Here is a 14,721-nt window from a genome sequence, read left to right on the forward strand (position 1 = left end):
GTCCCACGCGCGGGGCTGGACGGGCACCTGTGCTGATGCTGGCCCCCGGCGCCGCCGCAGCCTAATCCTCACGGACCGCATCGCCCTGGCCCTCGCAGCTCCGATCGACGGCTCGGGCGGTGGAGGGCGATGCTCCGGTCCCGGGCGCCACGGCGGTCGAGAGCGCAGCCGCCGCAGCGCGGATTTCTGGCCGATATTGTTCGCGACCGGTGCCGGCGCAAAATTGCGCCAGCCGGCATAGGTGACGATGGTGCGAAGATTGATCGCTGCGCAGAGTTCCACACTCTATACGGCGCCCGCCATGTACATCTACATGAGTCGCCACGGCAGACCGCTGCGTCGCGGCAGCGTCGATAACCGGTTCGACCGCCCCGGCTCGATCGCGGCCATCGCACGGGTCTGACGTCAGGAGGTCGTAGCGACGACATGCAAGCGCCGCAGCTCATCGTTCAACCGGACCACGGCGTCGAGCCGGTCGTCGCGCTGATGCGGAGCGCCGAGCGGGAAATCCTGCTCAAGCAATTCACCTTCGACCATCCCCTGCTGATCGACGCGGTTCTGGCTCGCCACGCCGAGGGCGTCGCGGTGCGCGTCCTCCTCAACCCGGCCAAGGGCACCGGCGAACGCATCAACGACGGGACCTTCGCGCGCCTGGAGGAGGCCGGCATCTCCGTGCGTTGGACGTCGCCGCGCTTCCTTGTCACGCACGAGAAGTCCCTGGTCGTGGACGGCGCGCGCGCCATGGTGGCGACGTTCAACTTCATGGAGAAGTACTTCACCAAGACCCGGGATTACGCGGTCGTCCTGTCCGATCCCGGTCAGGTCGCCGGCATCCGGGCCTGCTTCGAGGGCGATTGGAGCGGCGAGGCGTTCGCGCCCGACGGCGGCTCCGACCTGTCCTGGAGCCCCGGGGGCGCCAGGGCGATCCTGTGCGACCTGCTCGACGGCGCCGAGCGCAGCATCGATCTCGCCCACCCGAAATTCGCCGAGCCGGTGATCTTCGAGCGGATCCACGCCGCCCTGAAGCGCGGGGTGCGTGTCCGCCTGTTGTGTGGCGGCAAGCACGGGCTGCACCAGCCCGACCTGATGTACTCTTTCGCCCTGTGGCGCCTGTACCGCGCGGCCGGCGGCCGGCTTCACAAGCAGCGGGGGCTGCGCAGCCACGGCAAGATCGCGATCATCGACGGGGCGCGGGTCTATCTCGGCACCCAGAACCTCGATCAGGCCGCCTTCGACCTGCGGCGCGAGCTCGGCGTCGTTGTCCGAGACGCCGCGACCGTCGGCGCGATCGCGGCGATCTTCGAGGCGGATTGGCGTGGCTCGCGGCGGTACGAGCCCCCCTATCCGATCGCCGCGGCCGACGCGGAGGAGAATGCGGAGTTCGAGCCGGATGCCGACCTCCCACACAGCTGAGCCCGTCCCGGCCCGAACCGCCGTGGCGCCCGGACTTCCGGAGCTGTTCTGGCTGTTCAACCGGCTGACGCTGGTCAGCTTCGGCGGCGGTCTCACGGCCTGGGCGCGCAAGCTGATCGTCGAGGACAAGCGCTGGCTCGACGACGCCGAGTTCCTCAGCGCCTACGCGCTGGCCCGGGTGCTGCCCGGGGCCAACCAGGCGAACTTCGCGATCTATGTCGGCCACCGCTTCCGCGGCGTGCCTGGAGCGGCGGCCGCCCTGCTCGGCCTGACGCTCGTGCCGTTCTGCATCGTCCTGGGCCTCGCCTGGGCCTACTTCCGGAGCGGCGCGGTCCCGGCGGTTCAGGATATCCTGCGCGGGGTCACCGCCGCCGCAGTCGGGCTCGCCCTGTCGGCAGGCCTGAAGGCCGGCGAGGGCTTCGCGCGGCGGCCCGCGGCGCTCACCATCATCGCCCTGGCCTTCGTGGGCTCGATCGTTCTGCACCTCCCGCTCCTCGCCGTCCTGGCGATCCTGGCACCCCCGGCCTTCCTGGTGGCGTGGCGGCATCCGCGCCGGCGCGGAGACGCGGAGACCGAGCGGTGAGACCCGGCGCTCTCGTCGCGCTCGCGACCTTCTTCAGCACGATGTCGATCCTGTCGATCGGCGGCAGCAACAGCGTCGTGCCGGAGATGGCGCGTCATGCGGTCGGGGAGGCGCACTGGCTCACCGGCGGCGCGTTCTCCGACCTCTTCGCGATCTCGCAGGCCGCGCCCGGGCCGAGCAACCTGATCGTCGCGATGATCGGCTACAAGGTCGCGGGCCTCGCCGGGGCGGTCGTCGCCCAGGCCGCCATGATGCTTCCGGCCGCGGTGCTGATGATCGTCGTGGCGCGGATCTGGCAGGCGTCCTCGGGGGCCGCTTGGCATATCGCCCTGGAGGCGGCGCTCGGGCCGATCGCGGTCGGGCTGATCCTGGCAAGCGGGTGGACGGTCGCGGAGGGGGCCGGCTTCTCGTCTCGCGGGTACAGCGCCGCAGCGATCTTCACCCTGCTGTTCTGGCGCACCAATCTCAATCCGCTCCCCATCTTGGCCATCGCGGGCTTTCTGGGCTGGATGCGCGCGATCTGAGTCCTTTGGCCGGCGGCAGGCGGAGAACGGCGGATCAGTGGACGAGGTCTGCCGGGAGATGGGCGTGTCCGATCCGACGCTTTATCGCGGGACGAACCAGTTCGTCGGCATAGGCGTGCTGGCGACCCGCTGGCGCAAGCACTTGGAGGACGAGAACGGCAAGCTCAAGCGGCTGGTTGTTCCGTGGTATCTCACTGAAACCCACCGGAGGCGATCGGTCTTTCTGCTCCGCCTGCCACTGCGCGCACCCAATGGAAGCCGACGATGTCACTCCCAAGGACGCGGCGCGAAGTGCAGCCGGGTCGATGACAGGGTCGGATGCATCGCTGGAAGCACGCCGGGTCCGGCGCAGCGTTACAATTTCGATGCTGGCCATGGGCGGGAGGCCGTGGCATGGCCAAGCCGGTGATTGATCATCCCGTCTGCCCCCCTTCCGCGCAGCCTGCCAGCCTGGGTTGGTCCAGCTTCTTCGAAGACCAGCGGGGGGACGACGAGGCCGATCTCGCCCCCATGCGGATCGCCACGGTCCACCGCTCCCGCATGACCGCCCTGGCTCTCACCGGACCGGTCAAGTTGACGCTTCCGGTTCATACGAACACCGGCGCCTTCGCGGTGGGCGATTGGGTGCTGGTCGATCCGCGGACCCAGACCCTGCACCGCCGCCTGGACCGCAGGTCGGTCCTGGAGCGACGCACCGAAGGCGGCAGGATTCCGCAGGTGGCCGCGGCCAACGTCGATACGCTGTTCATCGTCACATCCTGCAACGCGGATTTCAATCCTGCTCGGCTGGAGCGCTATCTGGCTCTCGCCAATCAGGGCGGTGCAAATCCGGTGATCCTTCTGACCAAGGCGGACACGGTGGCCGATGCGCAAACCTACCGGGACCAAGCCGCCGCGTTGCAGCGCGGTCTGGCGGTCGTGATCGTCGATTCCCGTCTCCCGGAGGCTGCAGGCGCCTTATCGCCGTGGTGCGGCGTCGGACAGACCGTTGCACTGGTCGGCTCCTCCGGTGTCGGCAAGTCGACTCTGGTGAACACCCTGACCGGCGTGAACGCGGAGGTCTCCCAGGAGACGGGCAGCATCCGCGAGCACGACGCGAAGGGGCGCCACACCACGACGTCGCGCTCGCTGCACGCCATCGCGGGCGGCGGCTGGGTCATCGATACGCCCGGGATGCGAACGCTTCAGGTCAGCGACGCCGCCGACGGCATCGCGACCTTGTTCGCCGAGATCACCGAACTGGCGCCTTCGTGCCGGTTCCGCGACTGCACGCATGCCCACGAACCCGGTTGCGCAGTGCGGGCTGCCGTCGCCAACGGCCAGCTGGATCCCGATAGGCTGACCCGATGGCGCAAGCTGCTCACCGAGAACCTCGACAACGCCAAGGTGTCCAGCGGGCCGCACGGCCGTCAGAAGACCGGCCGGTAGGCTGTCGGTCTGCGTCGAAGCGAGCGTCTGAAACAGAGACGGCGAACGCTTTGCCCGACCGATAGGACTTACGGTCCGGTCGGCGGCAGCACGGGCGCCGATCGTGGTACGGCCAGGTCATACGATCGCAGCGCATTGTGCGAGTCTGAAGCGCCTCACAGAATGGCACGATGAAGGCTGGCCGAATGGTGGACCGCTATTTCCGGGTCCTTCCACGGCCTGGCGGTTCGAAGAGTCGATGCGACATGCCGCTGTACGAGCGATGCGGTCGCCGAGGCCTGAAATCCGCTTAACCTACTGCCATCGTTAGACAAAAATCTGGTGCCGGTGGAGAGGATCGAACTCCCGACCTTCGGTTTACAAAACCGCTGCACTACCGCTGTGCTACACCGGCCCACGACACGCTTGCTACCAGTCGCGGTGCCGCCGCTCAAGCGGGCCCCGGCGAGGATCCGGGGTCCGACCCGATCACCTGTGCCGAGGCGGGCGTCATTTCCGATGCCGGTGTGACAGGAAACGGCGCCAGATCCTTGGTGTGACGCGTTCAGGCTGAGCCGGCCTCCGTGTCGGCGGCGCGCGCTTTAGCGGCCGGAGCCGCGGACCAGGGCCTTGAGGCGCTGGTCCGCCCGGTCGATGCGCTCGGCAATGCCCCGGCGGATGCAGCGATCGACGGAATCGCCGGCGTAAAAGCCGGTTGTCTTGTCCTGGTGCCGGCAGGCCTGGATCGGCGGCCAGGCGACCACCGCCGCCACGACCAGCAGCACGATCAGGCTGTCGACGACGAGCCAGCCCTTCCAGCCGAGGCGGAAGCCGCCGCGGCCGGCGGCCCGCGGGTTCCGCGGGCGGCGCCGACCGCTGGTCGGAGCCGAGCCGCGCCATGCGGGCGCGGAACTGGGCCTCCTCAAGCGCGTCGTGCCCGTTCGCGGCGGAAGACGGGGGGAGGGGCTGGCTGGACATGCTGGGCTCGCGAAGATCGGTGTAGCAGACGAGCCCGGTCGCGATGCAATCGGGGTCGCCTCTCAGTGTTGGATGTGACGCGCTCGCTGACGCTGAGCCGGTATCCGCTCCAGGGCGGCGGGCCGGATCTCGGGCCCGTCACGCGGCGGTCGCTTCTTCATTCCCATCGTCGTTGTCCCGAAGGCCGGCGACCGCCATTCGGAACGATGCTCTCGGGCGGATCCGGCAGGCGTTCACCGGCCGGCCTCAATCGATCAGCCGCTTCAGCAGCGCGAAGTTGTCCTGGATCGAAAGGACGCTGCCGATCATCTCGCCGCGCGCACAGGCGCTCGCGCCGACGAGCCCCAGCCAGCTCCCCGGGGCGGGACGCGTGCTGCAATCGGCGACGCTGCCATAGAGGAGCATCGCCACCGGCAGGACGAAGACCGCGAGCTTGAGAAGCCCGAACGTTCGTCCGAAGACGCTTCTGCGAGGACGCGGCGGCGCGTCCCAGTCGTCGTCCCAATCCGCCTCGGAGGCGTGCCTGTCTCGACGGTCCATCGCGCTGTCTTGCCCGGCCGGATCGGTATCCACCGCCGAAACTGACACGCTTTCGTGAAGCGCCACCTAAAACGGATGTTTAAAGGCGGATGAAATCGACGGCCGGCACGAGGACGCGCACCGTCAGGCGGCCAGCGCCCGTCTCACGGTGGCGCGCAAATCCGCCAGGGAGAACGGCTTCGTCAGCACGTCGGTGACGATCGCGTCGAGCCCGCGGGCCCGCTCCCGCTGATCGGCGAAGCCGGTCATCAGCAGGATGGTCAGGTCCGGGAAATCGCGCTTGGCCGCCAGGGCCAGCGCGATGCCGTCCATGAGCGGCATGCGGATATCGGTCAGCATCAGGTCGAAGCCGCCATCGGCCTCGTTGAGCCGATCCAGCCCGTCGCTGCCGTCATTGGCGGTCACGACGGCATGGCCGTCGATCTCCAGCCCCCGCTTGAGGAAGCCGCGGACGGTCTCTTCGTCATCCACGAGGAGGATGCGCGCCATGGGGTCCCGTAAACGTTCCTGATCCCGGGCCTGATTCCGAGGATGTCCCGCCAAGATGAGACTTCAGGCCTGCTCATGGATAACAGATCACGAACGGAACCGTTGCGCTGTCAAGGCACAACTCGGGAAAACAATCGCATCCCCGTCCGCCGGGACGAAAATGCCGCGCCGTCCAGCGGGCCGGTCACGCCTCGTCGAACAGGTCCGGATCGCCGCTGCCGAAATCGACCACGCCCACGAAGGGCAGTTGCCGGTAGGCGTGGGCGGCATCCATTCCGTAGCCGACCACGAACACGTCCGGGCAGGTGAAGCCGACGAAATCGGCGTCGATCGTCACGGCGCGCTTGCCCGGCTTCTCCAGGAGCACCGCGGTGAGCACCCGCTTGGCGCCCCGTGCCATGAGCAGGTCCTTGGCGAACACGACGGTCCGGCCGGATTCGAGGATGTCGTCCACCAGCAGCACGTCCCGCCCGCGCACCTCGCTCTGCACGTCGCGCAGGATCTCGACCTGCCCGGTGGAGACCGTGCCGGTGCGGTAGCTCGACAGGTGCACGAACTCGACCTGCGGCGACAGCCCGACCCGGTGCAGGGCCCGGAGCAGGTCGGCGGCGAACATGAAGCTGCCCTTGAGCACGGCGACGACCAGAAGGTCCTCCGGGTTGGTCGACAGGATCTCCTGCGCCAGCTCGGTGTTGCGCTTGGCGATCGCCGCCTCGTCGAACAGGGGGCGGACACGCCGCTCGGGGATGCTCATCGGACGGGTCCCGGGGGCTGGTTCTTCTTGTGGGGCGGGCTCGCCGCCGCGATCGGAGGACGGTCTTAGCGCCCCAAGCCCGCCGGGGGAACTCCGGATCGCGGCGGGCGGGGTGCCTTTCCGTCAGCCGTTGTCTCCGCGGATCGCCGCGATCACCGCGTCCGTGACCGCGCGGGTGGTGGCGGTGCCGCCGAGATCGGGGGTGTGCAGCCCGGGATCCGCGGTGACGCGCTCGACCGCGCGCATCAGCCGGGCGGCGGCCTGCGTCTCGCCGAGATGCTCGAGCATCTGACAGGCGGTCCAGAAAGTCCCGACCGGGTTGGCGATGCCCTTGCCGGCGATGTCGAAGGCCGAACCGTGGATCGGCTCGAACATCGAGGGAAACCGGCGCTCCGGGTTGATGTTGGCGGTGGGCGCGATGCCGAGCGATCCCGCCAGGGCCGCCGCGAGGTCCGACAGGATGTCGGCGTGCAGGTTGGTCGCCACGATCGTGTCGAGGGTCTGGGGCTTCATGGTCATCCGCATGGTCATGGCGTCGACCAGCATCTTGTCCCAGGTCACGTCCGGGAATTCGGCCGCGACCTCGGCGGCGATCTCGTCCCACATTACCATGGCGTGGCGCTGGGCGTTCGACTTCGTGACCACGGTGAGCAGCTTGCGCGGGCGTGCGCGTGCGAGCTCGAACGCGTAGCGGATGATGCGGTCGACACCCGAGCGGGTCATCATCGAGACGTCGGTGGCGACCTCGTTGGCATGGCCCTGATGGACCCGCCCGCCGACGCCGGCATACTCGCCCTCCGAGTTCTCGCGCACGATCACCCAGTCCAGTTCCGGCCCGGTGACGTGGCGCAGGGGGCTGGTGATGCCCGGCAGGATCCGGGTCGGCCGGACGTTGGCGTACTGGTCGAACGGCTGGCAGATGGCGAGCCGCAGGCCCCACAGGGTTATGTGGTCCGGCACGTCCGGCGCGCCGACCGCACCGAAGAAGATCGCGTCGTGGCCCGCGATCTGCGCCAGCCCGTCCGCGGGCATCATGGCGCCGTGGGCCTTGTAGTAGTCCGAGCCCCAGTCGAATTGGTCGAACGCGAATCCGAAGCTGCCGTCGCGCTCGGCGAGGGCGTCGAGCACGTCGATCCCGGCGGCGATGACCTCCTGGCCGATCCCATCCCCCGGGATGGCGGCGATGCGGTACTGCTTCATGGCGCGTCCTCCGTTTCTTGGACCGTACGCCATTCCGGACACGCCGGCGTCCCCCAGGTGGGCACAGGGCCGATGCGCCGCCGACAGCGATGCGTCGGCGACCGTCTTGGCCCTGCGATTCCGCCAGAGGGCGGGCGCTGAAACAAGCGGATGCCAAAAGCGTGGAGGTCGACGCCGGCCGGAAGATCCTACCCGCGCGCCGCGAAGCATCCGCAACGCAAAAGGGGTCGGCGATCCGCCAACCCCTTGCGCTATCGTGCTGAATGGATGGTACCACCGCCCCGGCTCGAACGGGGGACCCCCAGATCCACAATCTGGTGCTCTAACCAACTGAGCTACGGCGGCACTGGCGGGCGGTGTATCGTGGGCCGCGGCAGTTTTCAAGACGATGTGTGCAGGCTCATGCGGTCTCGGTGGACGCAGGGCGGATTCGCCTCATAAGTGCAACGACGAAACCGCGCGTCGGCCAGGGCGGATCGGGGGGTAGGGGCGAGCGTGAGCGCGCGAGAGCCAGCGTCGGGCGCGACCGGGAGCCGGGATCGGGGCCAGGCCGCCGAGACGGGGGCGGCGAACCGGACGGCTGCCCGGCCGGGCCATAGCCCTCGCAGGCGCTGGACCCGCTCCCGGATCTTCCTGGCGCCCGGGCGGCTGCGCAGCCTGGTTCGGCGCAGCGAGGGCGGGCTCGTCCTGCTGGCGACCCTGGTCGGCAGCGTCAGCGGGCTGGCGGTCTCGGCCATGACCTGGGTGACGCAGGCCCTGCGCGAGGCGCTCTACCACCTCCCGGCAGGGACCCGGCTCAGCGCCGCCGACGCGGTCGCACCGCCGCTCCTGCTCATCGGCCCGTGTCTCGGCGGCGTGCTGCTCGGGCTGCTGATCCTCGCAGCGAACTACCTGCGCGGGCCGCGCAAGCGCCCGGCCATCGACCCCATCGAGGCCAACGCCCTGCACGGCGGCCGGATGTCCCTGCGGGACAGCCTCTACCTTGCCCTGCAGAACGTGATCTCGAACGGCTCCGGGGCCTCCGTGGGGTTGGAGGCCGGCTACACGCAGCTCGCCTCCGGCCTCGCTTCGCGACTCGGTATCGCCTTCGAGGTACGCCGGGGCGACCTGCGGACCCTGGTCGGGTGCGGGGCGGCCGGGGCCATCGCGGCGGGGTTCGGGGCGCCGCTGGCCGGGGCGTTCTATGCCTTCGAGCTGATCATCGGCACCTACTCGATCGCCACCCTGGCGCCGGTGGTGGTCGCAGCGCTCTGCGGCAACCTCGTCTCCCGGGCGCTGATCCACACCCAGCCGCTGGTCGACCTCGGCGACATGCAGGCGGTCACGACCTCGCACATCACCAGCCTCGAGATCCTGCCGAGCCTCGCCCTCGGGCTAGTCTGCGCGCTGTTCGGTATCCTGATCATGCGTGGCGTCACCCTGGTCGAGCGGCTGGTCCAGGCCTCCGGCCTGCCTCGGGCGGCCGGTCCCGCCTTCGGGGGGCTATGTGTCGGCGCGCTGGCGCTGATCGCGACGCCGCAGGTGCTCTCGGGGGGGCACGGGGCGCTGCACATGCACTTCGCCGCCGAGGGGCAGGGGCACGGAGCCGCGTTTCTGGCCGGCTTGTTCGCCGCCAAGGCGACGGCCACCGCGATCTCGATCGGCTCCGGGTTCCGGGGCGGCCTGTTCTTCGCGTCGCTGTTCCTCGGAGCGATCGCCGGCAAGCTGTTCGCCGCCCTGGCCCCGGAGCTCCTGCCCGCGATGGCAGTCTTCGGCCTCACGCCGCTGGCCTACGCGGTGATCGGCATGAGCGCGCTCGCCGTGGCGATCATCGGCGGCCCGTTGACCATGACGTTCCTGGCGCTGGAGATCACCGGCAGCCTGCCGATCACCGGGTTGGTGCTGGCGGCGGTGATCGCTTCCTCGCTGACCGTCCGGAAGATCTTCGGCTACTCCTTCGCCACCTGGCGTTTCCACCTGCGCGGCGAGACCATCCGCAGTCCCCACGATGTCGGCTGGATCCGCTCGCTGACCGTGGGCCGGCTGATGCGCCGGGACGTCGCCACCGTGGCGGTAGACACGCCGCTGCCGACCTTCCTGCGCGCGCATCCGCTGGGCTCCCCCTCCCGGGTGGTCGCCGTGGATGCGCAGGGCCGCTACGCCGGGATCGTGAACGTTCCAGAGGCTCATGCCGCCGCCCGCGACGCCGAGGCCGGCGCCCCGCCGGTCCTCGCCGACCTCTTGCATCACCCCGACCGGTTCCTGACGCCGGAGATGAACGCCAAGGATGCGGCCGCAACCTTCGACCGCAGCGAGAGCGAGGCGCTCGCGGTGCTCCAGAGTGCCGCGAGCCGCCAGGTCCTGGGCCTGCTCACCGAGAGCCACACGCTCAAGCGCTACAGTGAGGAACTGGACCGTCAGCGCCGAGCCATGGCAGGCGAATCTGCGTGATTGTCAGGCCGGGGTGTTGACCGCATGCGCGCGTGCAACACCCTGGCATCGTGCAACCCGGGGCTGGTACGCGGCCCCCGACGCGAGACCCGTGAGGATCCATGGCCGGTCAAGACAGCAGCTCCCAGCGCCGCTACCGCATCGCGGTGATCCCGGGCGACGGCATCGGCAAGGAGGTGGTGCCCGAGGGCGTGCGCGTGCTTGAGCAGGCGGCCAAGCGGCACGGCTTCGCGCTTCAGTTCGACTGGTTCGATTTCGCGAGCTGCGATTATTACGAGCAGCACGGCCGGATGATGCCGGAGGACTGGAAGCCGCAGATCGAGAAACACGACGCGATCTACTTCGGTGCCGTCGGCATGCCGGAACGCGTGCCCGACCACATCTCCCTGTGGGGCTCGCTGATCCTGTTCCGGCGCGAGTTCGACCAATACGCCAACCTGCGCCCGGTGCGCCTCATGCCCGGGGTGAAGTGCCCGCTGGCCGACCGCAAGCCCGGCGATATCGACTTCTGGGTAGTTCGCGAGAACACCGAGGGCGAGTACTCGAATGCGGGTGGCCGCATGTTCGCCGGCACCGACCGCGAGTTCGCCCTGCAGGAGACGATCATGACCCGCCACGGGGTAGATCGGATCCTCAAGTTCGCCTTCGCGCTGGCCCAGAGCCGGCCGAAGAAGCACCTGACCTCGGCTACGAAGTCGAACGGCATCTCGATCACCATGCCGTACTGGGACGAGCGCGTGAAGGCGATGGCCGAGGGCTACCCGGACGTGCGGTGGGACCAGTACCACATCGACATCCTGACCGCGCATTTCGTGCTCAATCCGGATCGGTTCGACGTGGTCGTGGCGTCGAACCTGTTCGGCGACATCCTGTCGGATCTCGGACCCGCCTGCACCGGCACGATCGGCATCGCGCCGTCCGGCAACATCAATCCGGAGCGGATTCACCCGTCGGTGTTCGAGCCGGTCCACGGCTCCGCCCCCGATATCGCCGGCCAGGGCATCGCCAACCCGATCGGCCAAATCTGGTCGGGCGCGATGATGCTGGAGCATCTCGGCGAGCACGAGGCCGCGCGGGAGATCGTAAGCGGGATCGAGCGGGTGCTGTCCGAGCGGACGTTGCGCACGCGCGACCTGGGCGGCAATGCCGACACGCAGGCCTGCGGGAAGGCCGTGGCGGACGCGTTGGGATAAATCCCCGTCTATCCTGAGGAGCCCTGCAGAATCGCTAGATCACTGAAGGGCTCCCCCGAGGGCTACACAGCCGTCAGGACAAGGTCTTTGGCTGGTTGGGCGCGCCGCTCGAAAAATCAGCGCGGGCGGCGGCGGACGCTCACCACGTTGCTCGCCTGCTCGACCTGGCCGGAGGATGCCGGCAGGGTCGCGAGCGCGGTTTTGACGATGGTTGCGGCGTCGAGGCCGGCCTCGGCGTACATCTTCTCCGGGCTGTCGTGGTCCTGGTACAGGTCCGGCAGCGTCAGGGTGCGCACCCGGACGCGCCCCGCATCCAGGGCGCCCCGCTCCGTCAGCAGGTGCAGCACCATCGCCCCGAACCCGCCGCGCGAGCCCTCCTCGATCGTGATCAGCACCTCGTGGCTCTGCGCCAGGTCCAGGATCAGCGCCTCGTCCAGCGGCTTGGCAAAGCGCGCATCCGCCACCGTCACCGCCACGCCCTGCTCCGCCAGCGTGTCGGCCGCCTTCAGCGCCTCGGACAGCCGCGTGCCCAGCGACAGGATCGCCACCCGCGCCTCCGGGTCCTGGCGCACCATCCGGCCCTTGCCGATCGCCAGCGCCTCGCCCCGCTCCGGCAGCTCCACGCCGACGCCCTCGCCGCGCGGGTAGCGCAGCGCGATCGGGCCGCTGTCATGGGCGTGCGCGGTCGCCACCATGTGCACCAGCTCGGCCTCGTCGGAGGCCGCCATCACGGTCATGTTCGGCAGGCAGCACAGGTACGCCAGGTCGAACGCGCCGGCATGGGTCGCCCCGTCCGCGCCGACCAGACCGGCCCGGTCCAGGCAGAACCGCACGGGCAGGTTCTGCAGCGCCACGTCGTGCACGACCTGGTCGTAGGCCCGCTGCAGGAACGTCGAGTAGATCGCCACGAACGGCCGGTAGCCCTCCGTCGCCAGCCCGCCCGCGAACGTCACCGCGTGCTGCTCGGCGATGCCGACGTCGAAGGTCTTGTCCGGGTGCGCCTTGCCGAACAGGTCGATGCCGGTGCCGCCCGGCATCGCCGCCGTGATCGCCACGACCCGGTCGTCGGCGTCGGCCGCCTTGATCAGGCTCTCGCCGAACACCCGGGTGTAGGCCGGGGCGTTGGGCTTGGCCTTGGCCTGGACGCCCGAGACCACGTCGAACTTGACCACGCCGTGGTAGCGGTCGGCGCTGGCCTCGGCCGGCGCGTAGCCCTTGCCCTTGCGGGTGACGACGTGGAGCAGGATCGGGCCGTGCTCGGCGTCGCGGACGTTCTTCAGCACCGGCAGCAGCTGGTCGAGGTTGTGCCCGTCGACCGGGCCGACATAGTGGAAGCCCATCTCCTCGAACATCGTGCCGCCGCCCACCACCAGGGAGCGGGCGTACTCCTCCGCGGCCGCCGCGCGCTGGTAGAGCGCCTTGGGCAGGAGCTTGCCGAGCTGCTTGGCGGTCTCGCGCAGGGACTGGTAGGTGCCGCCCGACGCCAGCCGCGCCAGGTAGCCCGACATCGCGCCCACCGGCGGGGCGATCGACATGTCGTTGTCGTTGAGGATGACGATCAGGCGCGAGTGCAGGGCGCCGGCGTTGTTCATGGCCTCGTAGGCCATGCCGGCCGACATCGAGCCGTCGCCGATCACCGCGATGGCGTTGCGGCGCTTCGCGGTCCGGCCCTTGGCCTTGGCGGCCTCGGCGTCGAGGTCGCGGGCGACCGCCATGCCGAGCGCGGCCGAGATCGAGGTCGAGGAATGGGCGGCCCCGAACGGGTCGTAGGCGCTCTCGGAGCGCTTGGTGAAGCCGGACAGGCCGCCGCCCTGGCGCAGCGTCCGGATGCGGTCGCGGCGTCCGGTCAGGATCTTGTGCGGGTAGCACTGGTGGCCGACGTCCCAGACGATGCGGTCGTCGGGCGTGTCGAACACGTGGTGCAGGGCGACCGTGAGCTCGACCACGCCCAGCCCGGAGCCGAGATGGCCGCCGGTGATCGACACCGCGTCGATCATCTCGGCCCGTACCGCGTCCGCCACCCCCTGCAACTCGGATTCGGGAAGCTGCCGGAGCGCCGCAGGCTCCGGGATACGGTCGAGAAGTGCGCTCAGCTCGGGGGAAATCGCCACGGCATCAACCTCTATCGGACGGGATCGGTCTGACCGCCGAGCCTCAGGATATATCGAGCGGCGCCACGCCCTCGGGCCGCCCGTCGGCGCCGAGGGTGATCCTCTGGATCCGCGCCTCGGCCCGCTTCAGCAGCGCCTCGCAGTGCTTCTTCAGCACCTCGCCGCGCTCGTAGATCGCCACCGACTCGTCCAGCGGGACATCACCCCGCTCGAGCCTGCGCACGATCTCTTCGAGTTGCTCCAGCGCCTTCTCGAAGGGCAGGTCGCCGGCGGCCGGGGCCACCTCGGGTCTGCTCGCGTTCATCCCACACACATCCTTTGGGTCGGTTCTAAGGCGGCAGCCGGTGCGGCCACAACCCACGCGAGGGCGAGGCCGGCCGGATAGGCCGCGTTTTGGCAGCATGCGGCGGCGTTTGCGCCACACTCTCCGCGCCTTGGGGCGCCCCTTAGCGAACCCGGCGTGGAACGCCTACCGGACGGTCGTGCGCGGCGGCGGGGGCGCCGACAACCGGAGGTTATCCGCCCGGCTGTCACGTCAGCGTCAGGCAGAACGGCGTCCCCTCGAACGCCTCGGCGCCGCGGCCGATCCGCGCGACCGCCGCGATCATCCGGCCGTCACGGTCGAGCATCCGGTCCGCGATCGCCACGAACAGCGGATTGGGCGTCGCGGACGGGGATGCCGCGCGCAGGGCGTCGGCGATGTCACCCTCGTCGCGGTCCGGTGCCAGCGCGCAGGCCGCGATGTAGGCGGCCGCGGTGGACCGGCTGATCCCGGCATAGCAGTGGATCACCAGCGGCTTGTCCCGGGGCCAGGCTCGGGCGAAGGCCAGGATGCCGGCCACGTGCTCGTCGGCCGGCAAGACGTGTCCATCGCGGGGCTCGGCGATGTCGCTGACCCCGATGACGGAGTGGTTCTCCGCATCGATCAGCGCCGGGCGCTCGAGCGGCGTGCCGACGTTGACGAGCGTGAGCACGTGGCTCGCCCCGGTGGCGGCGACGGTCTCGGGCAGGCGCGAGAGCGGACAGACGTGAAGGGTTGGCATGATGGCGGGCACCTGACGCGTGATCGTGACGGATCGAGGGCGACGCGGCGGCGGCC

Annotated in this window: 14 protein-coding genes, 2 tRNA genes and 1 pseudogene; 7 read left to right on the plus strand and 10 right to left on the minus strand. The window is 69.7% G+C overall.

What is annotated here, in order from left to right; genetic code table 11:
- The first annotated feature begins 426 nt into the window (after nt 1-426).
- From FVA80_RS25715 to rsgA, 5 genes and pseudogenes are all read left to right on the plus strand, one after another.
- A complete protein-coding gene (locus FVA80_RS25715; RefSeq protein WP_147909689.1) occupies nt 427-1,413 on the plus strand; it encodes a phospholipase D-like domain-containing protein in 987 nt (328 codons plus the stop codon).
- A complete protein-coding gene (locus tag FVA80_RS25720; protein WP_147909688.1) occupies nt 1,391-1,996 on the plus strand; it encodes a chromate transporter in 606 nt (201 codons plus the stop codon). Before FVA80_RS25715 ends, FVA80_RS25720 begins: the two co-directional genes overlap by 23 nt.
- The gene (locus FVA80_RS25725; protein WP_210249209.1) at nt 1,993-2,520 is read left to right on the plus strand and encodes a chromate transporter; all 528 of its coding nucleotides are present in this window, start codon (nt 1,993-1,995) and stop codon (nt 2,518-2,520) included. Before FVA80_RS25720 ends, FVA80_RS25725 begins: the two co-directional genes overlap by 4 nt.
- A pseudogene (locus FVA80_RS31680) lies at nt 2,465-2,698 on the plus strand (transposase); the annotation flags it as partial. The gene FVA80_RS25725 and the pseudogene FVA80_RS31680, both read left to right, overlap by 56 nt.
- A gap of 215 nt (nt 2,699-2,913) precedes the next feature.
- The gene (rsgA, locus tag FVA80_RS25735; RefSeq protein ID WP_147909686.1) at nt 2,914-3,948 is read left to right on the plus strand and encodes a ribosome small subunit-dependent GTPase A; all 1,035 of its coding nucleotides are present in this window, start codon (nt 2,914-2,916) and stop codon (nt 3,946-3,948) included.
- A 319-nt stretch (nt 3,949-4,267) separates the two neighbouring features.
- On the opposite strand, the gene FVA80_RS25740 is transcribed toward rsgA, so the two are convergent.
- The 7 genes from FVA80_RS25740 to FVA80_RS25770 all read right to left on the minus strand — a co-directional run bounded on the left by FVA80_RS25740 (nt 4,268) and on the right by FVA80_RS25770 (nt 8,233).
- Nucleotides 4,268-4,342: transfer RNA gene (locus FVA80_RS25740), tRNA-Thr, on the minus strand.
- A 187-nt stretch (nt 4,343-4,529) separates the two neighbouring features.
- Nucleotides 4,530-4,853: a hypothetical protein gene (locus tag FVA80_RS25745; protein ID WP_246692145.1), complete on the minus strand. Its 324-nt coding sequence runs from the start codon at nt 4,851-4,853 to the stop codon at nt 4,530-4,532.
- 298 nt (nt 4,854-5,151) lie between these two features.
- A complete protein-coding gene (locus tag FVA80_RS25750; RefSeq protein ID WP_246692146.1) occupies nt 5,152-5,478 on the minus strand; it encodes a hypothetical protein in 327 nt (108 codons plus the stop codon).
- 90 nt (nt 5,479-5,568) lie between these two features.
- On the minus strand, nt 5,569-5,934 hold the full coding sequence (locus FVA80_RS25755) for a response regulator (RefSeq protein WP_007567202.1): 366 nt from the start codon (nt 5,932-5,934) through the stop codon (nt 5,569-5,571).
- A gap of 184 nt (nt 5,935-6,118) precedes the next feature.
- The gene (gene hpt / locus FVA80_RS25760) at nt 6,119-6,688 is read right to left on the minus strand and encodes a hypoxanthine phosphoribosyltransferase (protein WP_147909684.1); all 570 of its coding nucleotides are present in this window, start codon (nt 6,686-6,688) and stop codon (nt 6,119-6,121) included.
- A 123-nt stretch (nt 6,689-6,811) separates the two neighbouring features.
- On the minus strand, nt 6,812-7,888 hold the full coding sequence (locus tag FVA80_RS25765; protein WP_147940767.1) for a tartrate dehydrogenase: 1,077 nt from the start codon (nt 7,886-7,888) through the stop codon (nt 6,812-6,814).
- Nucleotides 7,889-8,156: 268 nt separating this feature from the next.
- Nucleotides 8,157-8,233 (minus strand) — tRNA-His (locus FVA80_RS25770).
- Nucleotides 8,234-8,383: 150 nt separating this feature from the next.
- On the opposite strand from FVA80_RS25770, the gene FVA80_RS25775 reads away from it, so the two are divergent.
- Together FVA80_RS25775 and FVA80_RS25780 are read left to right on the plus strand one after the other, a co-directional pair.
- A complete protein-coding gene (locus tag FVA80_RS25775) occupies nt 8,384-10,318 on the plus strand; it encodes a chloride channel protein (RefSeq protein WP_187193517.1) in 1,935 nt (644 codons plus the stop codon).
- A 101-nt stretch (nt 10,319-10,419) separates the two neighbouring features.
- Nucleotides 10,420-11,511, plus strand: coding sequence for a tartrate dehydrogenase (locus FVA80_RS25780; protein ID WP_147910955.1), 1,092 nt, complete (start codon nt 10,420-10,422; stop codon nt 11,509-11,511).
- A gap of 116 nt (nt 11,512-11,627) precedes the next feature.
- Here the strand turns inward: FVA80_RS25780 and dxs are convergent, their stop codons facing one another.
- From dxs to FVA80_RS25795, 3 genes are all read right to left on the minus strand, one after another.
- Complete coding sequence (dxs, locus tag FVA80_RS25785) at nt 11,628-13,622, minus strand: 1-deoxy-D-xylulose-5-phosphate synthase (RefSeq protein ID WP_147957896.1); 1,995 nt, start codon at nt 13,620-13,622, stop codon at nt 11,628-11,630.
- 43 nt (nt 13,623-13,665) lie between these two features.
- Nucleotides 13,666-13,926, minus strand: coding sequence for an exodeoxyribonuclease VII small subunit (locus FVA80_RS25790; RefSeq protein WP_058193261.1), 261 nt, complete (start codon nt 13,924-13,926; stop codon nt 13,666-13,668).
- Nucleotides 13,927-14,152: 226 nt separating this feature from the next.
- Nucleotides 14,153-14,665 carry a protein tyrosine phosphatase gene (locus FVA80_RS25795; RefSeq protein ID WP_147908482.1) on the minus strand — a complete coding sequence of 171 codons (513 nt, stop codon included), beginning with the start codon at nt 14,663-14,665 and terminating at the stop codon, nt 14,153-14,155.
- Nucleotides 14,666-14,721: the final 56 nt, after the last annotated feature.

The organism is Methylobacterium sp. WL1, assembly GCF_008000895.1.
Taxonomy (GTDB): domain Bacteria; phylum Pseudomonadota; class Alphaproteobacteria; order Rhizobiales; family Beijerinckiaceae; genus Methylobacterium.